General features: G+C 68.9%; 20 protein-coding genes. 11 read left to right on the plus strand and 9 right to left on the minus strand.

From position 1 onward, the window contains the following. Positions 1 to 6: 6 nt before the first annotated feature. Positions 7 to 840 (minus strand): IclR family transcriptional regulator, encoded by an 834-nt coding sequence (locus tag NY1_RS10880; protein WP_332909552.1) that lies wholly within the window; start codon positions 838 to 840, stop codon positions 7 to 9. A 233-nt stretch (positions 841 to 1,073) separates the two neighbouring features. Between NY1_RS10880 and NY1_RS10885 the strand changes: the two genes are divergently transcribed. The 7 genes from NY1_RS10885 to NY1_RS10915 all read left to right on the plus strand — a co-directional run bounded on the left by NY1_RS10885 (position 1,074) and on the right by NY1_RS10915 (position 7,521). Beyond that, on the plus strand, positions 1,074 to 1,577 hold the full coding sequence (locus tag NY1_RS10885; RefSeq protein WP_233036415.1) for a flavin reductase family protein: 504 nt from the start codon (positions 1,074 to 1,076) through the stop codon (positions 1,575 to 1,577). Positions 1,578 to 1,662: 85 nt separating this feature from the next. Next, positions 1,663 to 2,805, plus strand: coding sequence for a 3-ketosteroid-9-alpha-monooxygenase, oxygenase component (locus NY1_RS10890; protein ID WP_067710819.1), 1,143 nt, complete (start codon positions 1,663 to 1,665; stop codon positions 2,803 to 2,805). 47 nt (positions 2,806 to 2,852) lie between these two features. Then, positions 2,853 to 3,062, plus strand: coding sequence for a hypothetical protein (locus NY1_RS10895; protein WP_233434279.1), 210 nt, complete (start codon positions 2,853 to 2,855; stop codon positions 3,060 to 3,062). Between the two features lie 98 nt (positions 3,063 to 3,160). Continuing rightward, complete coding sequence (locus NY1_RS10900; RefSeq protein WP_067710822.1) at positions 3,161 to 4,243, plus strand: ferredoxin--NADP reductase; 1,083 nt, start codon at positions 3,161 to 3,163, stop codon at positions 4,241 to 4,243. A 20-nt stretch (positions 4,244 to 4,263) separates the two neighbouring features. Further along, complete coding sequence (locus NY1_RS10905) at positions 4,264 to 5,142, plus strand: VOC family protein (protein WP_067710823.1); 879 nt, start codon at positions 4,264 to 4,266, stop codon at positions 5,140 to 5,142. 122 nt (positions 5,143 to 5,264) lie between these two features. Further along, positions 5,265 to 6,488 (plus strand): LLM class flavin-dependent oxidoreductase, encoded by a 1,224-nt coding sequence (locus tag NY1_RS10910; protein WP_067710825.1) that lies wholly within the window; start codon positions 5,265 to 5,267, stop codon positions 6,486 to 6,488. A 1-nt stretch (position 6,489) separates the two neighbouring features. After that, positions 6,490 to 7,521, plus strand: coding sequence for a zinc-binding dehydrogenase (locus NY1_RS10915; protein ID WP_067710827.1), 1,032 nt, complete (start codon positions 6,490 to 6,492; stop codon positions 7,519 to 7,521). A gap of 31 nt (positions 7,522 to 7,552) precedes the next feature. On the opposite strand, the gene NY1_RS10920 is transcribed toward NY1_RS10915, so the two are convergent. Together NY1_RS10920 and NY1_RS10925 are read right to left on the minus strand one after the other, a co-directional pair. Beyond that, positions 7,553 to 8,767 (minus strand): MFS transporter, encoded by a 1,215-nt coding sequence (locus NY1_RS10920; RefSeq protein ID WP_067710829.1) that lies wholly within the window; start codon positions 8,765 to 8,767, stop codon positions 7,553 to 7,555. Positions 8,768 to 8,997: 230 nt separating this feature from the next. Further along, entirely contained in the window at positions 8,998 to 10,689 is a 1,692-nt protein-coding gene (locus NY1_RS10925) for a nitroreductase family deazaflavin-dependent oxidoreductase (protein WP_067710831.1), read from the minus strand. Between the two features lie 119 nt (positions 10,690 to 10,808). Between NY1_RS10925 and NY1_RS10930 the strand changes: the two genes are divergently transcribed. Next, on the plus strand, positions 10,809 to 11,390 hold the full coding sequence (locus NY1_RS10930; RefSeq protein ID WP_067710833.1) for a TetR/AcrR family transcriptional regulator: 582 nt from the start codon (positions 10,809 to 10,811) through the stop codon (positions 11,388 to 11,390). A gap of 1 nt (position 11,391) precedes the next feature. Here NY1_RS10930 and NY1_RS10935 read toward each other — a convergent pair whose 3' ends face one another. The 6 genes from NY1_RS10935 to NY1_RS10960 all read right to left on the minus strand — a co-directional run bounded on the left by NY1_RS10935 (position 11,392) and on the right by NY1_RS10960 (position 16,464). Then, positions 11,392 to 12,138 (minus strand): short-chain dehydrogenase/reductase, encoded by a 747-nt coding sequence (locus tag NY1_RS10935; RefSeq protein ID WP_067710835.1) that lies wholly within the window; start codon positions 12,136 to 12,138, stop codon positions 11,392 to 11,394. A 22-nt stretch (positions 12,139 to 12,160) separates the two neighbouring features. After that, entirely contained in the window at positions 12,161 to 13,024 is an 864-nt protein-coding gene (locus NY1_RS10940; protein ID WP_067710837.1) for an SDR family oxidoreductase, read from the minus strand. 129 nt (positions 13,025 to 13,153) lie between these two features. After that, complete coding sequence (locus NY1_RS10945) at positions 13,154 to 13,684, minus strand: PadR family transcriptional regulator (protein ID WP_067710839.1); 531 nt, start codon at positions 13,682 to 13,684, stop codon at positions 13,154 to 13,156. Between the two features lie 46 nt (positions 13,685 to 13,730). Continuing rightward, positions 13,731 to 14,594: a ribokinase gene (locus tag NY1_RS10950; RefSeq protein WP_067710841.1), complete on the minus strand. Its 864-nt coding sequence runs from the start codon at positions 14,592 to 14,594 to the stop codon at positions 13,731 to 13,733. Between the two features lie 17 nt (positions 14,595 to 14,611). Continuing rightward, positions 14,612 to 14,944: a GNAT family N-acetyltransferase gene (locus NY1_RS10955; protein ID WP_067710843.1), complete on the minus strand. Its 333-nt coding sequence runs from the start codon at positions 14,942 to 14,944 to the stop codon at positions 14,612 to 14,614. Continuing rightward, positions 14,941 to 16,464, minus strand: a complete 1,524-nt coding sequence (locus NY1_RS10960; RefSeq protein ID WP_067710845.1) for an MFS transporter — start codon at positions 16,462 to 16,464, stop codon at positions 14,941 to 14,943. The genes NY1_RS10955 and NY1_RS10960 overlap by 4 nt, the downstream gene beginning before the upstream one ends. 83 nt (positions 16,465 to 16,547) lie before the next feature. Between NY1_RS10960 and NY1_RS10965 the strand changes: the two genes are divergently transcribed. From NY1_RS10965 to NY1_RS10975, 3 genes are all read left to right on the plus strand, one after another. Continuing rightward, positions 16,548 to 17,816 (plus strand): glutamate-5-semialdehyde dehydrogenase, encoded by a 1,269-nt coding sequence (locus NY1_RS10965; RefSeq protein ID WP_067710847.1) that lies wholly within the window; start codon positions 16,548 to 16,550, stop codon positions 17,814 to 17,816. Positions 17,817 to 17,881: 65 nt separating this feature from the next. Further along, positions 17,882 to 18,766 (plus strand): AAA family ATPase, encoded by an 885-nt coding sequence (locus NY1_RS10970; RefSeq protein WP_233036433.1) that lies wholly within the window; start codon positions 17,882 to 17,884, stop codon positions 18,764 to 18,766. Positions 18,767 to 18,770: 4 nt separating this feature from the next. After that, positions 18,771 to 20,306 (plus strand): vWA domain-containing protein, encoded by a 1,536-nt coding sequence (locus tag NY1_RS10975; protein WP_084534853.1) that lies wholly within the window; start codon positions 18,771 to 18,773, stop codon positions 20,304 to 20,306.

Here is a 20,306-nt window from a genome sequence, read left to right on the forward strand (position 1 = left end):
CTCCGCTCAACGCCAGTGCGCACGACGCGGGAACAGCGTGCGACCGGCCTCGTGCGCGACCTCGAGCACGACGCGGGCCAGCCGGTCGTAGCTCATGCCGTCCGCGCGACCCGACAGCGACAGCGCGGCCGGCGCGGTGCCGCGGCCCCGCAACGGCGCTGCCACGCAGGCGATTCCGACGACGGCCTCTTCGCGGTCGATGGCGACGCCCTGGCGCATGCGGATCTGCTGCAGTTCGCGGGCCAGGGCTTCCGGCTCGCAAATGGTGCGCGGGGTCAGCCGCGGCAGCCGGGTGCGCAGCGCGGCCTCGGCGATATTCGGCTCCAGACAGGCGAGCATGGCCTTGCCGACACCCGTTGCGTGCGCGGGCATCCGGCCACCCAGGCGGGTGGGCAGGCTGGCGGCGAAACGGCCGCCGGCCTTGTCCAGGTAGACCACGTCGCGGCCGTCGAGCACCGCCAGGTGGCCGACCATGCCGGTGCGCTGGCTCAGCTCGTGCAGCAGCGGGCTCACGGCGTCGCGGATCTCGTTGTGGTCGGCGGTGAGTCCGCCGAGCTCGAGCGCGCGCATGCCCAGGCGGTAGCCGCCCGAGGTGTGGGCCAGCCAGCGCAGCTTGATCATCTGATCGAGGATCCGGTGCACGGTGGACCGCGGCAGCCCGGTGCGCTCGACCAGGCCGAGCAGCGTGAGGGTGGGGGTGGAAGCGTCGAAAGCGTCCAGGATCAAGGTCATTCGCTCGATCATCGAGACGGGAACCTCGGCGCTGGCGCGAGAGTCCTTGGCGCGCATGGGGGTGTGGGTCTTACGTGTCTCCGCCGAAGGCAGCAGGGCGACGGACATATGTACCTCCGTTGGTTCATATCCAGTCTAGGAGTATTCCGACTAGGCATGTGACGAAGCCGGACCTTGTGCTACCCATCACAGTGCCCTGGCCCACACCCGGAGAAATCGGGAGAACTACGTAGGTTCTACGGATCCATGTCTCGGTGACCGAACCCTGTTGTTGACGCCTCCTGGCCGCGACCTGCTGTCATGACTGACAGCTATATTTCGGATCGAAATAAGGAGGCCCCGTGGAACCGGTGCTCCAGTCAGCCCCGGCGATCGACGAGACCGCTTTCAAGACCGTGCTGAGTCGCTTCGCCTCGGGCGTCACCGTGATCACCGCGATCGACGAGGGCGAGCCCATCGGGTTCGCCTGCCAGTCCTTCGCGTCGCTGTCCATCGACCCGCCGCTGGTGAGCTTCTTCCCGGCGCGCACCTCGAGCACCTGGCCGCGGATGCGGGAGGTCGGCAAGTTCTGTGTGAACATTCTGGCCGACCATCAGAACGACATCTGCCGGCAGCTCGGCCGGCCCGGCGCGGACAAGTTCGCGGGCGTCGAGTGGACACCGTCGGAGAACGGGTCGCCGCTGCTCACCGGGGCCATGGCCTCCATCGACTGCTACCTCTACGACGAGGTCGACGGCGGCGACCACACCATTGTCATCGCCCGGGTGAGCGGTTTGAACGAGCACTCCGAGGCCACCCCGCTGCTCTTCTACCGGGCCGCCTTCGGGCGTCTCGCACACCAGTAGCTACCTCCCGGCCAGTGGGACAGCCATTGTCGTCGGCGTCACATCGGCCGCAACCATCGAAGCAAGGCAAGGGAGAGGAATTCACATGACCACCACGGACAGCGAAGTGCGTGTCATCGACGCGGGCGCGCCGCCGGCCCGCTTCGCGCGGGGCTGGCACTGCCTGGGCCTGGCCGACTCCTTCCGTGACGGAAAGCCGCACGCCATCAAGGCCTTCGGGACCGAGATCGTGGTGTTCGCGGCCGAGGACGGCGCCCTCAATGTGCTCAACGCCTACTGCCCGCACATGGGCGGCAATCTGGCCGACGGCACCGTCAAGGGCGATTCGCTGGCCTGCCCGTTCCACGACTGGCGCTGGAACGGCAAGGGCAAGTGCACCGGCATTCCCTACGCCCGGCGCGTTCCCCCGCTGGCGCGCACCAAGGCGTGGCCGACCATGGAGGAGAACAAGCAGCTGTTCGTCTGGCACGATCCGGAGAACAAGCAGCCGCCGGCCGAGCTCGCCATTCCGCGCATCGACGCCGCCTTCGACGACCAGTGGACCGATTGGACCTGGAACTCGATGATCGTGGACGCCAACTGCCGCGAGGTGGTGGACAACGTGGTGGACATGGCGCACTTCTTCTACGTGCACTACGGCTTCCCGACCTTCTTCAAGAACGTCTTCGAGGGCCATACCGCCAGCCAGTACATGACCTCGGTCTCGCGCGAGGACATGATGGGCGAGACCGCGAAAGCGCTGGGCGGCAAGAACGTGCTGCAGTCCGAGGCGTCCTACTACGGCCCCTCCTACATGATCGATTACCTGAAGAGCGAGAGCGCGAACGGTCTCGTCGTCGAGGGTTACCTGATCAACTGCCACTTTCCGATCAACGAGAACCAGTTCGTGCTGATGTACGGCGCGATCGCCAAGAAGCCCGAAGGCGTCTCGCCGGAGCAGGCCGAGGAGATCGCCCAGAAGTTCGTCGGCGGCCTCGGCAAGGGCTTCGAACAGGACGCGAACATCTGGAAGCGCAAGTCCCGCATCAACAATCCGCTGCTGTGCGAGGAAGACGGCCCCGTCTACCAGCTCCGCCGCTGGTACGAGCAGTTCTACACCGACGCCGCCGACGTCAAGGACGAGATGACCGACCGCTTCGAATACGAGGTCGACACCACCCGCGCCGTCACCGCCTGGGAAGCCGAGGTCGCCGAGAACCTCGCCAAGCGCGCCGCGGCGAACGCCTGAAAGGCACCGCGATGGACAAGGTCTCATGCCGCTCCTGCGGAACGTGCGTGCTCGTCGAGAAATTCAGCGACCAGCACACCAGCGTGCAGTGGAACGCCGCCGCACGAGCGGCATGCACCGAACTGTCCGGCACCGGACTCGTCTCGCACACCTGCAACGCGCTACGAGCCAGCATCGACGCCGCAGTAGCAGCGGGCGAAGTCAGCGTCAGCACCCGCGACGTGGACGTGAAAACGCGTGGCCGGACTCTCGCCTAGCCGCCCGCAGGGCTAAGGGGGTTTGGGGGCTTAGCCCCCACCCCCTCTACCCGGCCCGCAGGGCCGAAAGACTTTGAGCAACAGGACTGGTGGAACGGATGACGGTCATAGATATCGAGCCGGATACGGCGGAGCTCGCCGCTGCGGGCATCGCGACCATGCAGATCGTGCGGGTGGTTCGCGAGACCGATGACGCGGTGTCCATCGAGCTGACTCCGGACGAGGCACACGCGGATCGGTTCGGGTACAAGCCCGGTCAGTTCCTGACGCTGCGGATTCCGAGTGACCGCACCGGGTCCGTCAGTCGCTGCTACTCGCTGTCGAGCGCACCCCACGAGGGCGGTCCGCTGAAGGTGACGGTGAAGCGCACCGTGGAGGGCTACGGCTCGAACTGGTTGTGCGACAACGCCGCCGAGGGCATGAGCATGCAGGTGCTGCCGCCTTCGGGGATTTTCGTGCCGGGGTCGCTGGACACCGACCTGTTGCTGTTCGCGGGCGGCAGCGGCATTACGCCGGTGCTGTCGATTCTCAAGGAGACCCTGGCGCGCGGCACCGGGCATTGCACCTTGATCTATGCCAATCAGCACGAGAACTCGGTCATCTTCGCGACCGAACTGGCGGAATTGGCTGCCGCACACCCTGATCGGCTGCTGGTCGTGCACTGGCTGCAGTCGGTGCAGGGTCTGCCCAGCGTGGAACAGCTCGCCGCGCTGGCGCGCCCGTGGGCGGGCCGGGAGGTATTCGTCTGCGGTCCCGGCCCGTTCATGGACGCCGTCGGCAATGCCATGACCGCCCTCGGCGCGGACCGCAAGCGCGTGCACATGGAGAAGTTCGTGTCGCTGTCGGGCAATCCGTTCGAGACCGACACCAGTGCGGCCGATATCGAAGCGGCGGCGGCCGAGGGCGATAACGCCACGGTCCAGGTCGAACTCGACGGCGAGAACCACGAGGTCACCTGGCCCAAGCAGCAGACCCTGCTCGATGTGCTGCTGGCCAAGGGCCTGGACGCCCCCTACTCCTGCAAGGAAGGCGCGTGCAGCGCCTGCGTCTGCCGGGTGGTGTCCGGCGAAGTTTCCATGCGCCGCAACGAGATCCTGGAGGAAGAGGACATCGCCGAGGGCTATGTGCTCGCCTGCCAGGCCGTTCCGGTCACCGACGACGTCTCCGTCACCTATTCCTGATTCAGCTAAGGAGCAACCCCATGGCCGCGTTCGCTTCGCTCGGCTACGTCCGCGCCCGCATCGCCGATGTGGACGCCTGGCGCAAGTTCGCCTTCGACGTCATCGGTTTCGCCGAAGGCTCGGGCCCCAACCAGGATTCGATCTACCTGCGCGTGGACGAGCACACCTACCGCCTGGAACTGGTGCCCGGCGAACGCGACGAGGTCATCGCGGTGGGCTGGCAGGTCGCCGACCGCCGCTCCCTGGAACTGGTGCGCGAGACCCTGGAGAAAGCGGGCATCGCCGTCGCCACGCTCTCGGTCGCCGAGGCCGTGAACCGGCACGTCGAGGAGGCCATCAGCTTCGTCGACCCGTCCGGCTTCACCATCGAGGTCTTCCACGGCCCGCTGCTCGACCATTCGCCGGTGGTCGGAAAGTTCGGAAACCGTTTCGTCACCGGCGATCTCGGCCTCGGGCACGTGGTGCTGCCGGTGCGCGATATCGAGGAAGCCCGCAAGTTCTACACCGAGGTGCTCGGGTTCGCCTCGCGCGGCTCGTTCCGCGTGGGCCCGCCGGAACATCCCATCTGGATTCGCTTCATGGGCGTGAACCCGCGCCATCACAGCCTGGCGCTGATCCCGGGCAGCCGCCCGGACGGCCCCGGCATCGTCCACATCATGGTCGAAGTGGACGCGCTCGACGATGTCGGCCGGGCCCTGGATCGCGTGAACAAGGCGGGCTACCACCTGTCCTCCACGCTGGGCCGGCACACCAACGACAAGATGATCTCCTTCTACGTCCGGACTCCCGGCGGCTGGGACCTCGAATTCGGTTGCGAGGGCATGCTGGTCGGCGCGGATTACGTGGCGGAGGAAATGACAGCCGACAGCTACTGGGGCCACGAGTGGGCTAGAGGCTGACAGAACCGGTCCGCCGTCACACGCGAGGCGGCGGGCCAGTCGTCGCGTCTCCACTCAGAGCCGATGGGGAGACGGGGCAGTTCGGAGCACAACTGAATATCCCCGCAAAGGAGCGTCGAAAGTTGAATCAGCCCAACCCCGTTTCGAACGTGGCCGCCGGACCCACCCGGTTCGGTTTCTTCATCGCCCCGTACCACCCGCTCACCGGCAACCCCACCCTGCAGATCCAGCGCGATCTGCAGCTGGTGCAGCTCGCCGACGAACTCGGCTACGCCGAAGCCTGGGTCGGCGAACACCATTCGGCCGGCATGGAGATCATCGCCGCGCCCGAGGTGTTCCTGGCCGCCGCGGCCGAACGCACCAGGCAGATCCGCCTGGGCACCGGCGTGAATTCCCTGCCCTACCACCAGCCCATGATGCTGGCCGACCGGCTGTGCCTGCTCGACCATCTCACCAAGGGCCGCGTCATGATGGGCATCGGGCCGGGCCAGCTGGCCTCCGACGCCTCCATGATGGGCGTCCCGCAACCGCGTCAGCGCGACATGATGCACGAATCCATGGATGTGCTCGCCCAGCTGCTGCGCGGTGAGGTGGTGAGCGCCAAGACCGACTGGTTCGAGCTGAACGAGGCCCGGCTGCAACTGCTGCCGTATCAGCAGGGCGGCCTGGAAATGGCTGTCGCCTCGACCATTTCGCCCTCCGGCGCGGTGCTGGCCGGACGGCACGGCGCGGGCCTGCTCTCGCTCGCGGCTTCCGATCCCAGCGGTTACGACGCGCTGCTGCCGAACTGGAAGATCTACGAGAAGACCATGGGCGACAACGGGTTCACCGTCGATCGCGCCAAATGGCGGCTGGTCGCGCCCATGCACATCGCCGAGACCCGCGAGCAGGCGCGCCGCGAAGCCGAATGGGGCGTGGGGCATCTGGTCGACTACATCAAGCGGCTGTCCGGCATGGACGTCCCGTGGGGCGACACCGCCGCCGAGGCCGTCGAACAATGGACCGGCCCGGGCTTCCCGGCCTTCGGCCGCGCCACCATCGGCACCCCCGAGGACGCCATCGCCACCATCGAGGCGCTGGCCCAGCAGTCCGGCGGCTTCGGCACCTTCCTGGTGCTGGCGCTGAACATCGCTGATCCGGCGGCCACCCGGCGGTCCGTGGAACTGTTCGCCGAGCACGTGATTCCGCATTTCACCGGCGCCAACCGCAATCGCACGGCCTCGCTGGACTGGGCCAATGCCAATAGCGAACGGCTCATGTCGGGTATGCGCGCCGGCGTGGAGGCCGCTTTCGAGCGCCACGCCGCCGCTCTCCAGGCCGCTTTCGCCCCCGAGGAAGGGAAGTGACATGCGCGCGGTAGTCATGCGCGATCGCAAGCTCGTCGTGGACGAGGTGCCCGAACCGGTACCGGGTCCCGGTCAGGTGCTGGTCGAGACCATCGCCTGCGGGGTGTGTGGATCCGACAAGCAGGCCCTGGACTACACCGACGAGTTCTTGCAGGCGTCCCGGGACAGCGGCGTGCCGACCTTCCTGTTCGACCCGCACCGCGATCTGGTGATGGGACACGAACTGGCCGCCAGGGTCATCGGCGCGGGACCGGACACGCCGTTCACCGAGGGCCAGAACGTGGTCGCCCTGCCGTGGGCGCTGGACGCGGCCGGCGGCATCCACGGCGTCGGGTATTCCAATGATTTCCCCGGTGGTTACGGAGAGCGCATGGTGTTGCAGGCCATGGCGCTCGAACCGATCCCGGAGCATGTGCCGCCGCACGTGGCCGCCATGACCGAACCCCTGGCCGTCGGCTTCGGCAATGTGGCGCGCACGGGCATCGGTCCGGAGGGGACCGGCATCGTGATCGGTTGCGGCCCCGTCGGTCTGGGCGCGGTGGCGGCGTTGGTCGAACGCGGCGTCGCGCCCATCGTCGCCTCGGATCCGTCCAAGCTGCGCCGCGAGGCCGCGCTGCGGCTGGGCGCGCACCGGGTGGTGGACCCGAATGCCGAAGACCCGGTGGAGGTTTGGCAGGAACTGGCCTCGCCGGGCCAGAAACTGCACGTGTGGGTGTGCGCCTCGGTGCCCGGCCTGCTCAACGACCTCATGTACAAGGTGCCCCGCGAGACGGCGATCCTGCAGATCGGCGCGGTCATGACCGATGACGTCATCCGGCCGATCGTCGGCATCTACAAGGACATCTCCTTGCAGATGTGCATGGTCTACCCGCACGAGGAATACGCGAAGACCCTGCACCGCATCGCCGACGGCACGGTGGACGCCGCCTCGCTCATCACCGACGAGGTGGGCCTGGACGGGGTCGCCGGGGCGATCGAATCGCTGCGCAATCCCGACGACCACATCCAGATCCTGGTGCGACCCAACCTCTAACGACACCCGATCGGCCCCCGGGCGGCGTGATTCACGCGCCGCCCTTCGGCCGGGCCGGAAAGGCGTGCTGGCGCGCGCCGAGCACCACCAGCAGGGTGGGCGCCAGCAGGATCGGGACGGTCCATGGCAATGCCGTCGCGCCGAACATCGTCAACAGCACGCCACCGAGCACGCCACCGCCCGCCATGGCGAGATTCCACAGCGTGACCAGCATGGCCTGGGCCGCGTCGGCGGCGTCGCCACCGGCGATCGCCGCCGCGGTCTGCAACAGCGTCGGCACGCCGCCCCAGCCCAGCCCCCACAGCACGGCCGCCGCATAGATGACCGCCGTATTGTGCGACTGGACGGCCAGCACGGTGGTCGCCACGGCCACCAGAATCGTTGCGGCGATGGTCAATCCGCGCAGCCGGCGGTCGATGTGCACACCCGTGAACCAGATGCTCGCCATCGACGCGATGCCGTAGACCAGCAGCACCACGCCGGTGATCCCGGGCAGTCCGGCCGCATCGAGGAAGGCCGCGATGTAGGTGTAGAGGATGGTCTGCGCGAGCACGAAGACCAACGTCACGAACAGCACGGCACCGACCCCGGGGATGCGCGCGGTCGCCAGCATCCGGATGCGGCCACCGCCCGCCTGTCCGGGAAAGTCCGGTACCGCCAGCGAGATCCAGGCCAGCAGCGCCACCGCGAACACCGACATGGCCGCGAAGGTCACCTGCCAGCCGACCGCGTCGCCGAGGAAGGTACCCAGCGGGATACCCAGTGACAAAGCCAGCGGAATGCCCGCCATCACGATCGCGATCGCCTTGCCCCGCAACGCTTCCGGAGCCAAACGCCCGGCATACCCCGCCAGCAGCGCCCACACCACGCCCGCCGCGATACCGGCGACGAACCGCGCCACCAGCGTCAGCGGATACGACAGCGACACCGCCGTCACGGTATTCGCCACCGCGAACCCGGCCACCCCGGCCAGCAACAGCCGCTTGCGCCGCCACCCGGCCGTGGCGGCCGACAGCGGAATCGCCGATACCGCCGTGCCGATGGCGTAAACGGTGACCAGCTGCCCGGTCGCGGATTCGCCGACCCGCAGGCCGGCGCTCATACCGGGCAGCACTCCGGCGGGCAGCGCCTCGGTGAGCACCGTGATGAAGGCTGCCGTGGTCAAGGCCAGCAGCGACGGAATCGGCAGTCCCGGAGCGTTTTTCGTGGTGGCCGTCGGTGCGGCGACCTGTGTTCGATTCACCATGCGGGCATGGTCAACCCTCACATTAATGTCAGGTGCAAGGAATTCGCTCGAACGAGATACCCGCCCGCGCATCTCGGGGCGGTATCCGCCGCTCCGCCACGGCGTGATGTCGCCCCCGCGCCGTCACTTCGGGATGCTCGCGGGCCGAATCCAGCGAAAGCGGTGTCCCGCGCGCAATGGATCCCGGCCACCATCGCGCCGGGACGCCCCGGGGCGACATCACGCCCCGGTCAGTTGTCGAAGGTGATGCGCACGGTGACGGGGGTGGTCTCGAGCGCCGCGAACATGCCGCGCGCCAGTGGGGCGAGCAGTGGGTGCGGGGCGAAGGTGCGGGCGCGGGCCACCACATCGTCGTCGGGCAGGAATTCGGCGGTGCCGGTGCGCCAGGTATCGCCCTGGCGGACCCGGATGCTGGGGTTCGCGGTGAGGTTCAGGCCCCAGCCCGAGCGGGTGCCGTGCTGGCAGATGGCCCAGGCGCCGCCCTCGTCGAAGAGCACGCTCACCGGAACCCGGCGCGGCAGGCCGGATTTGCGGCCCACGGTTTCTATCTCGGTGGCGAAGGCGGTGCGTACGCCGACCTTGTCCAGGCCGCGCACCAACGGGTTCATCACATAGCGGCCGATCGCCCGCTCCCGCTGGAACTTGCGCACGGTCTTGTCCTTCTTCGCGTCGGACTGCCCGCGCTTGCTGCGGAAGGCGTCGATGCCGTGGTGGCGCAGCATGTTCGCGGCGGTCAGCCACGGCGAGCGGGCCGGATCCGGGTCGCTGCCCGCGCCCAGCAGTGCGAGTTGGTCGGTGTGCCATTGCAGGTCGAGCGCGCCCTCGACCGACTTGAGGTTCTTGTTGGCGGCCAGGCGCGGCGGCAGGCCCAGGGTGACCAGCGGCGGGCGGAGTTCGTCGGTGCGCTCGGCGAGCAGATCGGCTGCGGCCGTGGGGAATACGGCGGTGGGGCGGCCCAGGCCGACCACATCGCAGGTGCCGCCGGTGACCGCCTCGGTCATACCGCTGCGGGAACGGAAGCCGCCGGTGACCGCGATTGGCACCGCGCCCGCCGCCTGCCGCGCGGTTTCGGCGTAGTCGAGGAAGTACGCCTCGCGGGCCCGGGTCCGCTCGGACACCTGCGGGCGATTCAGCATCGCGGGCGATTCGTAACTGCCGCCGCTGATTTCGATGAGATCCACCTGCTCGGCGGACAGCTTCTCGATCACCACCCGCGATTCGTCCTCGGTGAAGCCGCCGCGCTGGAAGTCCGCCGAATTCAGCTTGATGCCCACCCCGAACCCGGGGCTCACCGCCGCGCGAATGCTGCGCGCCACCTCGATCACGAAGCGCCGCCGCCGCTGCGGATCGCCGCCCCAGGCATCGGTGCGCTGATTGGACAGCGGCGAGAGGAACTGCGACACCAGATAGCCGTGCGCGCCGTGGATCTGCACGCCGTCGAAACCGGCCGCCTCCGCCACCCGGGCCGCCGTCCCGAACCGGCGCACGATATCGAGGATCTCCTCCTCGGTGAGCGCGCGCGGCGCGGGCCAGCCCGGAATGCTCACCCCGATGGCCGACGGCCCGACCGCCCGGTTCCGGGTCACCATCGGATTGGACTGCCGCCCGGGATGGTTCAGCTGCACCCAGACCTTGCTGCCGCCCTCCTTGGCCACCTTCGCCCAGCGGGTCAGCGCGTCCAGGTGCCGTTCGTCCTCGATGGCCACATTGCCCGGTTCCCCGCAGTGCCGGCGATCGACCATCACATTGCCGGTGACGATCAGTCCGTACCCGCCGCTGCTCCAGCGCGCGTACAGTCGCTGCAGACGCTCGTCCGGAGCCATATCGGCATTGCCGAGGCCCTCGCTGAGCGCGGACTTCATCAGTCGGTTGGGCAGGACCTGACCGCTGGCCAGGGGCAGGGGATCGTGCAGGGTCGGCATCGCTGGGCCCCGATTCCTCGTCGGTGGGATGGGCGGCGGTCTATCATTCATAGGTAGACCAATCGGTATATCGAGAACGGTAGAGCACCGATCGGTATACGACAAGGAGGAGACACGCCATGGGAGCCCGGGACCGCCTCATCGACAGCGCCATCGCACTCATGCGCTGCCAGGGCATCGCGGGGACGGGGATCGCGCAGTTACTCGAGCACAGCGGCATCTCGCGGCGCTCGGTGTACCTGAACTTCCCCGGAGGCAAATCCGAACTGGTCGCCGAGGCCACCCGCACCGCCGGGCAGGCCTCCAGCGCGCTCATGCGCGCGGTCACCGGGACCACCGATATCGCCAGCGCGATCGCGGCCTTCCCGGGGATGTGGCGGGAAGTGCTGGTGTCGAGCGACTTCACCGCGGGCTGCCCGATCGTCGCCGCCGCGCTGGGCCGCTCCGAATCGCCCGAGGCCGCCGATGTGGCGGGGGAGACCTTCGGGGAGTGGGAGGACATCCTGAGCGAACGCCTCGAAGCCGAGAACGTCGCGCCCGAGACCGCGCGTTCGCTGGCCACCACCATCGTGGCGGCGGTCGAGGGCGCGGTGGTCATGTCGCTGGCCTCCCGGTCCATCGCGCCGCTGGAACGCACCGGCCGGCAGCTGGCCGACCTCGTCGCCCTCTACACGGGCACGAAGCCGACCGCCGCCGTCTGATTCACGAGGCGCTGAGACCGCCGTCGATGGTCAGGATGGTGCCGGAGGTGTAGGCCGAGCGGTCCGAGGCCAGAAACGCGGTGGCATCGGCGATTTCACGGGGACTGGCCGGGCGGCCGAACGGGAATTCGGCCGCCATGGCCCGGAATCGCTCGTTGGAATCGATGAGCTGGGCGATGCGCGCCGTCGCCACCGGTCCCGGATTGATGCCCACCACGCGAATGCCGTCGCGCCAGCTCTGGCTGCCCAGCGCCTTGGTGAACGCCATGAGCGCGGCATTGCCCGCGCTGCCCGCAAGGTAATTCGGGTCGGGGCGTTCACCGGCCGCCCCGATATCGTTGACGATGACCCCGCGCCCGCGTTCCTTCATGGCCGCGTAGATCAGCCGGGTGAGGTCGATATAGCCGAAGACCTTGAGATCCCAGGCATGCCGCCAGGTCTGTTCGTCGATGACGTCCAGCGATCCGCCGGGAATGTCACCGGCATTGTTGACCAGGATGTCGGGTGCGCCGACCACTTCGGCCAGCCGGTGCAGTTCCTCGGATCGCCGCAGATCCGTTGGGTGCGTGTGAATGTCGACGCCGTGTTTCGCGCGTAAGCGGCCGGCGAGTTCGTCGAGCCGGTCCTTGTCGCGGGCGGCCAGGTGCAGATGGCAGCCTTCGGCCGCGAATACTTCGGCGATGGCGGCGCCGATGCCCGCCGACGCGCCCGTGATGAGCGCGGTCCGGCCGGTGAGTCCGAGATCCATGATGAGATTGTCCTCCGGGGAGTCAGTGCGCGCGGGCCGGTTCGATACCGGACAGGCCGAGGGCGCGGATGAGCAGTCCGTCGCGCAGGCGCGGCGGGATGCGAGCGAGCCAAACCGCTTGCCGCGCATCGGGTCCGGCGGTGTAATACGCCTTGGGTCGCCGTGCTTCGACCGCTTTGCGGATGACCTCCACCACTGTCTCGACGGGCGAGAACCGCTGCCCGGCAACCGCTTTCTCGAAGGCGATGCGCTGCTGCTCGTAGCGCGCGACCGCGCGCGGATCACCGTGCGCCAGTGCGTCTTCGGCGGCCGCGCTCGCCTTGTCGAAGATGGCGGTCCGCATCGCGCCCGGCTGGACGACCGAAACCGGAATCCCCCACGGGGCCAGCTCGACCCGCAGCGCGTCCGAAATCGATTCCAGCGCAGCCTTGCTCGCCGCGATCGGGCCGAGGAACGGCAGTGCGACGCGGGCGCTGGCGGCGCTGATGTTCACGATCCGCCCGCCGCCCGCGCGCAATGCGGGCAGGAAGGCCTGGGTCACGCGCACCGCGCCGTGCACGTTGACCTCGAACTGGCGCTGCCATTCCCGGTCGGGGACCAGTTCGGCCGGGCCCTGGACCAGCACGCCGGCATTGTTGATCAGCGCGTACAGGCCCGCGCCGTCCTGCCGCTTGCCGACCTCCTCGGCCGCCGCGGTGACGCTGTCGGGGTCGGTGACGTCGAGGGGGATCTGGGTGATGCCGGTGGCGTCGAGCGCGGGGGTGCTCGCGCGGACTCCGGCGTAGACGTGAAAGCCCTTGTGGGCCAGCGTTTTCGCGCAGGCCGAGCCGATGCCGCCGGAGGCGCCGGTGAGCAGGATCGCGGGAGGGGGAGTGGCTGTGGTCATGAGAAGCCTCGGATCGAGTAGGTGCCATTACGCATACCCGGGTACATGAATCAGCGTACATGTCCCTTGGTACATGTCAAGGCGTGCGAATACCCGTCACGATCGCGAATTCCCATGGAAATCAGCCGTTTACGGTTGTTCGTCGATCTCGTCGCGCGCCCATTCCGCCCACTCCGCGAGGGCCTCGTACAGCCGAATCCCGGCCTCGATCGCGATCCGCTTGGACTTGTTGTGCGGTTCCACACCGAAGTCCCCGCGATCCTTGGCATCGGCCAGCTCGCGGTACATGGCCGCGGTATCGCTGAAGAACTTGGCCTCGCGTTCCAGATGCGCGTCCAGCGCCCGGGGCTCCATCAGCCAGAAGAAGAACGAGCGCAGCAGCGGTTCCAGCCGCAGCGTGTGATCCACCTCGTCCTCGCCGAGCCAGCGCCGCACCTCGGCCAGCCCGGCCGGGGTGATCCGGTACGACTTACGCCCGCGCGCGCCCTCGCTCTCCAGCTCGATCAATTCCGCGTCCAGCAGGCGCGCCAGTTCGGAGTAGATCTTGGGGTGCCGGGCGGGCCACACCGGGCCCAGGGCCTCCTGGAACCGTTGCGCCAGGTCGTATCCGCTGGCCGGGCCTTCGGCGAGCAACCCGAGCAGACCGTGCCGCAGCGACATGTCGGAACCTTTCCTCGAACCCCGGACCCATCATCACACCCGCCCGTCAGGCGATGCCGGCGAGTGCCGCCAGGATCTCCGCCCGGGTCGGAATGGCCGCGCTGGCCCCGAGTTTGGTGGTGGCCAGCGCACCCGCCGTGCAGGCCCAGGCCAGCGCGGTATCGGCGCCCTCGTGCCAGTGCGCGGCGAGCGCGCCGGTGAAGGTGTCGCCCGCGCCGGTAGTGTCGACCACCTCCACCGGCACGCCGAGCTGGGTCAGGACGCGGCCGTCCGGATCCCGGTAGGCGGCCCCGGCCGCGCCGAGCGTGGTGATCACGTGCGGGACGGGCGCCAGCGCCGCGCCGAAGCGGGCCGCCTCGCCCTCGTTGACCACGGCCACGTCCACATCGGCCCAGACCGCGGCCGGAAGTTCGCGCACCGGTGAGGGATTCAGCATGACCACGGTGCCGTGGGCGCGGGCGTGCGCGGCGGCGGCGCGGACGGTGCGCAACGGAATCTCCAACTGGCACATGAGCACATCGGCCGCGGCGATGGTGTCGAGATCGGCGGCGTCGAGTTCGGTCATGCGGGCATTGGCCCCGCCCACCACCACGATGGTGTTCTCACCGGACCCGTCCACCACGATGGTCGCCACGCCGCTCGGGCCCTCGACCGTGCGCAGCCGCGAAACACCCACGCCCGCCTCGGACAGCACCCCGCGCAGGGCATTCGCGAATACGTCCGCGCCGACCGCGCCGACGAAATCCACCTCGGCCCCGGCCCGCCGCGCCGCTATCGCCTGATTGGATCCCTTGCCGCCGGGCACCAGCGCGAAGCCCTCCCCGGCCACCGTCTCGCCGGGCTCCGGGCGCACCGCCACGGTCGTCACCAGATCCATATTGATGCTGCCCACCACCACGATTCGCGCCATGGCTGTTCGCTCCCCGGTCAGTTCAGCGCGGCCTCGACCGTGGCGATGGACTCCGGGGTGACCTTGTCGAGAATGTCGTCGAAGTCGTGATGCTTCTCCACGAACGCCTTCACGAACGGGCAGACCGGCACGATGCGCAGGCCCTGCTCGCGGGTGCTCTCGAGGGCGGCGCGGATGAGCGTGCTCGCCAGGCCGCGCCCGCCGAACTCCTCGCCGATCTCGGTGTGGAAGAAGATGCGCTGCTTCTCTGTGTCCACATAGTCGGTCTGCCCCGCGCGGACGCCGTCCACGCCGATTTCGTAGCGGGTGGGGAGGCCGGTGGTGACCTGGGTGACGATCGGATCGGTCATGACTGCTCACTTCCGGTGCTCGGTCGATTGGATTGGCTCGCGGCGGGTTCCAGCGGAGGCGCCCCGACCGCACAGTTGATCTTGCACTGCGGTGCTGCCGCCGCCGGGGCGGTGCGCAGGGCATCGTCGCGGACGGTGAGGAAGGCCAGCGCCGCGGCGGCCACCATCAGTACTACACAAAAAAGCAGCGCGGTGCGGAAGCCGTCCCCGAAGCGCGCCGGGTCGTTGTAGGCGTCACCGGTCAAACCGGCCAGTGGCGGCACCGCGGCCACCGCGAGCAGACCGGCCGCGCGGGCCACCGCATTGTTGACGCCGCTGGCCACGCCCGCGTGCCGTTCCGGCGCGGAGGCCAGCACGGTCGCGGTCAGCGGGGCCACGGCCAGGGCCAGGCCCGCGCCGAAAACCAGTGCGGCGGGCAGCACATCGCGCAGATAGGAGGTGTGCGCGCCGACCCGCGTCATGAGCAGCATGCCGCCCGCCGCCAGCAGCACGCCGATGGTGATGGGCCAGCGGGGACCGATGCGCTGGGCGAGCGCACCGGCCCGCGCGGAGAACAAGAGCATGAGCACCGTGACCGGCAGCAGCGCGGTGCCGGCGGCGATGGGGCTGAAGCCGGACACCAATTGCAGGGTCAGCACCAGCAGGAAGAACACCACGCTCATCGCGCCGTACATGACGAAGGTGACCGCGTTGATGGAGCTGAACTGCTTGGAGGCGAACACATCCACGGGCAGCATGGCGGGCGGATCGGCGTACGGGGCGGTGCGGCGGCGTTCCAGCACCACGAAGGCCACCGCGCACGCGACGCCGAGCGCGGCCGCGGCGATCACCAAGGGAAGATTCGCGCCCTTCTCCGGAGCCTCGGTGAGCGCGTAGGTGATTCCGGCCAGGCTCAGCGCGGCCAGCACCGCGCCGAGCACATCGAACCGGCCGTGCGATTCCTCGTCGAAGGTCTCCGGCACGTGCCGCGCGGTCACCGCCAGTACCACCGCGGCCAGCGGCAGATTCAGCAGGAACACCCAGCGCCAGCCCGCGGCGTCGACCAGCCAGCCGCCCAGGAACGGGCCGATGGCGCCCGCCACGCCGCCCAATCCGGACCAGGCGCCGACCGCCTTGGCCCGATCCTCCGGCGCGAACGAGGCCTGGATGATGGCCAGCGAGCCGGGCGTCAGCAGCGCGCCGCCGATGCCCTGCAACGCGCGCGCCGCGATCAGCATCGAAATATCCTGCGCCACACCGCACAACGCGGACGCGATGGCGAACCACACCACGCCGATCATGAAGATGCGCCGCCGCCCGTAGCGATCCCCGAGCGAACCGCCCAGCAGGATGAACCCGGCCAGCGTCAGCGTGTAGGCGTTGACGGTCCATTGCAGACCGGCCATGGACGCCCCGAAATCCTCGGCGATCCGCGGCAGGGCCACGTTCACCACGGTGGCGTCCAGCATGGCCATACCCGAACCGAGCACGGTCGCCAGCAGCACCCAACGCCCGGAACCGGACGACACCCGGACACTCATGCGCCCCACGGTAGACCGACCGGGACAATTCGACAGGGCATCCACGCCGCCGGTGGCTTATGACCGGTCAGTAGGCTGTACCCATGACTGCTTCACCTGCCGCCGACCAGGACAACGTCCGCGAGACGGTGCACGAGGCGGCGCGCCGGGCCCGGGTGGCGTCGCGCGCGCTGGCCCGGCTCACCACCGCGCAGAAGGATCAGGCGCTGCACGCCGCCGCCGACGCGCTGCTCGCGGCCAAGGACGCGCTGCTCGCGGCCAATGCCGAGGACATTCTGCGCGCCAGTTCCGCCGGGACCGCCGACGCCCAGCTGGACCGGCTGCGGCTGACCGAATCGCGGATCGACGGGATCGCCTCCGGGCTGCGGCAGGTCGCCGGGCTACCGGATCCGGTCGGCGATGTGGTGCGCGGTTCGACGCTGCCGAACGGCCTGGAGATCCGCCAGGTGCGGGTGCCGCTGGGCGTGGTCGGCATGGTGTACGAGGCGCGGCCGAACGTCACCGTCGACGCCTTCGGGCTGGCGCTCAAGTCGGGCAACGCGGCGCTGCTGCGCGGGTCGTCCTCGGCGGCGGCCTCCAATGCCGCACTGGTCGAGGTGTTGCGGGAAGCGCTTGCCGCGCAGGGGATCCCGGCCGACGCGGTGCAGCTGCTGCCCGCCGAGGACCGGTCCAGCGTGACGCACCTGATCCAGGCGCGCGGGCTCGTCGACGTGGTGATTCCGCGCGGCGGGGCCGGGCTGATCAATGCCGTGGTGCGCGACGCCACGGTGCCGACCATCGAGACCGGGACCGGCAACTGCCACGTGTACGTGCACAGCGCCGCCGACCTGGATATGGCGGAATCGATTCTGCTGAACGCCAAGACGCGGCGCCCGAGCGTGTGCAACACCGCCGAGACCGTGCTCATCGACGCCGCCATCGCCGACGTCGCGGTGCCGCGCCTGATCAAGGCCCTGGAGGGCGCGTCGGTCACCATCCACGGCGACCTGCCGGGGCTGGTGCCCGCCACCGAGACCGACTGGGCGGACGAATATCTGTCTCTCGACATCGCGCTCAAGGTCGTCGAAGATCTGGATGCGGCCGTCGAGCACATCAATCACTGGGGCACCGGGCACACCGAGGCCATCGTGACGGGTGAGCTGAAGGCCGCACGCGAATTCACCGATCGGGTGGACGCCGCCGCGGTCATGGTCAACGCCTCCACCGCGTTCACCGACGGTGAACAGTTCGGCTTCGGCGCGGAGATCGGCATCTCCACCCAGAAGCTGCACGCCCGCGGGCCCATGGGCCTGCCGGAACTGACCTCCACCAAGTGGATCGTGTGGGGCGACGGCCAGATTCGTCCGGTGTAGAACCGGTACCAGCAGCATGGGAACCGGGGGCCGTGCCCCCGGCCCCGGAAGAAGGGAAGCAGGTCGTGGCTCCTAGCTCCGCACCTATCCAGGAGCCGATCTTCTCGTCGGTCGACGATGTGATCGAACGTCTCGCCGGCACCGGCTACCTGGCCGACAAGGCCACCGCCACTTCGGTATTCCTGGCCGACCGGCTCGGCAAGCCGCTGCTCATCGAGGGCCCGGCCGGCGTCGGCAAGACCGAGCTGTCCAAAGCCGTCGCGCAGGTGGCGGGCGCGGAACTGGTGCGCCTGCAGTGCTACGAGGGCGTGGACGAGGCGCGGGCGCTCTACGAGTGGAATCACGCCAAGCAGATCCTGCGCATCCAGGCGTCCTCGGAGAACGATTGGGCCGAAACCAAAGCCGACGTCTTCACCGAGGAATTCCTGCTGGAACGCCCGCTGCTGACCGCCATCCGGCGCAGTGAGCCGACCGTCCTGCTCATCGACGAGACCGACAAGGCCGACGTCGAGATCGAGGGCCTGCTGTTGGAGGTGCTCAGCGATTTCTCGGTCACCGTGCCGGAACTGGGGACCATCGCCGCCACCCGCAAGCCGTTCGTGGTGCTCACCTCCAATGCCACCCGCGAGCTGTCCGAGGCGCTCAAGCGGCGCTGCCTGTACCTGCACATCGACTTCCCGGACGAGGAACTGGAGCGGCGCATCCTGGCCAGCCGGGTGCCCGAGCTCAAGCCCGCGGTGTCGGCGCAGCTGGTGCGGATCGTGCACGTGCTGCGCGGGATGCAGCTCAAGAAGCTGCCGTCGGTGGCGGAGACCATCGACTGGGCGCGCACGCTGCTGGCGCTGGGCGCCAAGGATCTCGACGACAAGACGGTGCAGGCGACGCTCGGCGTGGTGCTCAAGCATCAGGCCGACCACGTGCGGGCGCTGTCCGAGCTGAAGCTGGCCTGACGCCATGAGCGGCGGACCGAATATTCCGCGCGGCGGATCCGGCGGGCGGGGCGGCAGTTCGCGTGGGCTGGTCTCGGCCGCCGTGCGCGCGGTCACCGGCAGCGGTACGCCCGCCCGGCCGGGTCTGCCCAAGCCGCAGGATCCGACGGCCGAGCACGGTATCTCCGGGCATCTCGTCGGGTTCGTGGAAGCGCTTCGCGCGCGCGGCATTTCGGTCGGCCCGTCCGAAACCGTGGACGCCGCCCAGGTGCTCACCGTCCTCGACCTGATGGATCGCGAAGCCGTGCGCGAGGGTCTGGCGTGTGCGCTCGTGCGCCGCACCACCCAGCGCAAAACCTTCGACGGACTGTTCGACCTGTGGTTCCCGGCGGCGCTCGGGGAACGGGTGAGCGCCGAGGAAGTCGAGCTGCCGCGTCGCGCGGACGGGACGGTCGACATTCTCGAACTGCGCAAGATGCTGGCCGATCTGCTCGCTCAGGACCCCACCGGCGAACAGTCCCAGCAGTTGCAGGATCTGGCCGCCCAGATCGTGGAGCAGCTGGGGCAGTACCAATCCGGCAGCGGCCCTTCGTTCTCCGCCTATCAGGCCCTCAAGGACCTGCAACCCGAACTGCTGGTCAGCAAACTGCTGGCCGGCCTGGCCCAGGGCATGGACAACTCCGACTTCGACACCGAGGTCGCCAGACGCGCCGCCCGCCAGCGCATTCAAGCCTTCCGCGGCGCCGTCGAGGCCGAGACCCGCCGCCGGGTCGCCGAACGCATCGGCCGCGAACGCGTCGCCAACTACGGCGTCGCCCGCCAAGCCGAGGACGCCGACTTCCTGCGCATCTCCCAGAACGAACTGGACGAATTGCGCCGCAGCAGCCAGCGCCTGGCCCGAATCCTGGCCTCCCGCTTGGCCGCTCGCCGCCGCCGCTCCCGCCGCGGCGAGATCGACCTGCGCAAGACCATGCGCAAATCCATGTCCACCGGCGGCGTCCCGGTCCACCTGGTCACCCGCAAACCCCGCCCCGGCCGCCCCGATCTCGTTCTGCTGTGCGATATCTCGGGCTCGGTGGCCGGTTTCTCCAGCTTCACCATGCTCCTGGTCAACGCCCTACGCGAACAGTTCTCCCGCGTCCGCATCTTCGCCTTCGTCGACCAGGCCGACGAAGTGACCCAGATCTTCGACTCCATCACACCGCTCGACCAGATCACCCGCCGCATCTTCACCGAAACCAAAGTCGTAGGCATAGAAGGCCATTCCGACTACGGCTCCGCCCTCGAAGGCTTCGCCGAGAACTTCCCCGACGCCGTCACCAGCCGCACCTCCCTCCTAATCCTCGGCGACGCCCGCACCAACTATCGCGATCCGGCCCTGGCCACCCTCCAGCGCCTGGTGGCCACCGCCAAACACGCCCACTGGCTCAATCCCGAAGCCGAGAAAATGTGGGGTACCGGCGATTCCGCCGCCAACCGCTACGCCGACATCATCGAAATGCACGAATGCCGTTCGGCCAAACAGCTGACGGCCGTGGTCGGCCGCCTGCTGCCGGTGTAG

Source organism: Nocardia yamanashiensis NBRC 100130 (assembly GCF_001613325.1).
GTDB classification, from domain to species: Bacteria; Actinomycetota; Actinomycetes; order Mycobacteriales; family Mycobacteriaceae; genus Nocardia; species Nocardia yamanashiensis.

Excerpts from the sequence above, each read along its gene's own strand:
- NY1_RS10960 (WP_067710845.1), bottom strand. The coding sequence starts at position 16,464 with ATGAGTGTCCGGGTGTCGTCCGGTTCCGGGCGTTGGGTGCTGCTGGCG.
- NY1_RS10930 (WP_067710833.1), top strand. The coding sequence starts at position 10,809 with ATGGGAGCCCGGGACCGCCTCATCGACAGCGCCATCGCACTCATGCGC.
- NY1_RS10915 (WP_067710827.1), top strand. The coding sequence starts at position 6,490 with ATGCGCGCGGTAGTCATGCGCGATCGCAAGCTCGTCGTGGACGAGGTG.
- NY1_RS10955 (WP_067710843.1), bottom strand. The coding sequence starts at position 14,944 with ATGACCGATCCGATCGTCACCCAGGTCACCACCGGCCTCCCCACCCGC.
- NY1_RS10940 (WP_067710837.1), bottom strand. The coding sequence starts at position 13,024 with ATGACCACAGCCACTCCCCCTCCCGCGATCCTGCTCACCGGCGCCTCC.
- NY1_RS10925 (WP_067710831.1), bottom strand. The coding sequence starts at position 10,689 with ATGCCGACCCTGCACGATCCCCTGCCCCTGGCCAGCGGTCAGGTCCTG.
- NY1_RS10945 (WP_067710839.1), bottom strand. The coding sequence starts at position 13,684 with ATGTCGCTGCGGCACGGTCTGCTCGGGTTGCTCGCCGAAGGCCCGGCC.
- NY1_RS10905 (WP_067710823.1), top strand. The coding sequence starts at position 4,264 with ATGGCCGCGTTCGCTTCGCTCGGCTACGTCCGCGCCCGCATCGCCGAT.
- NY1_RS10935 (WP_067710835.1), bottom strand. The coding sequence starts at position 12,138 with ATGGATCTCGGACTCACCGGCCGGACCGCGCTCATCACGGGCGCGTCG.
- NY1_RS10900 (WP_067710822.1), top strand. The coding sequence starts at position 3,161 with ATGACGGTCATAGATATCGAGCCGGATACGGCGGAGCTCGCCGCTGCG.
- NY1_RS10975 (WP_084534853.1), top strand. The coding sequence starts at position 18,771 with ATGAGCGGCGGACCGAATATTCCGCGCGGCGGATCCGGCGGGCGGGGC.
- NY1_RS10920 (WP_067710829.1), bottom strand. The coding sequence starts at position 8,767 with ATGGTGAATCGAACACAGGTCGCCGCACCGACGGCCACCACGAAAAAC.
- NY1_RS10950 (WP_067710841.1), bottom strand. The coding sequence starts at position 14,594 with ATGGCGCGAATCGTGGTGGTGGGCAGCATCAATATGGATCTGGTGACG.
- NY1_RS10965 (WP_067710847.1), top strand. The coding sequence starts at position 16,548 with ATGACTGCTTCACCTGCCGCCGACCAGGACAACGTCCGCGAGACGGTG.
- NY1_RS10890 (WP_067710819.1), top strand. The coding sequence starts at position 1,663 with ATGACCACCACGGACAGCGAAGTGCGTGTCATCGACGCGGGCGCGCCG.
- NY1_RS10880 (WP_332909552.1), bottom strand. The coding sequence starts at position 840 with ATGTCCGTCGCCCTGCTGCCTTCGGCGGAGACACGTAAGACCCACACC.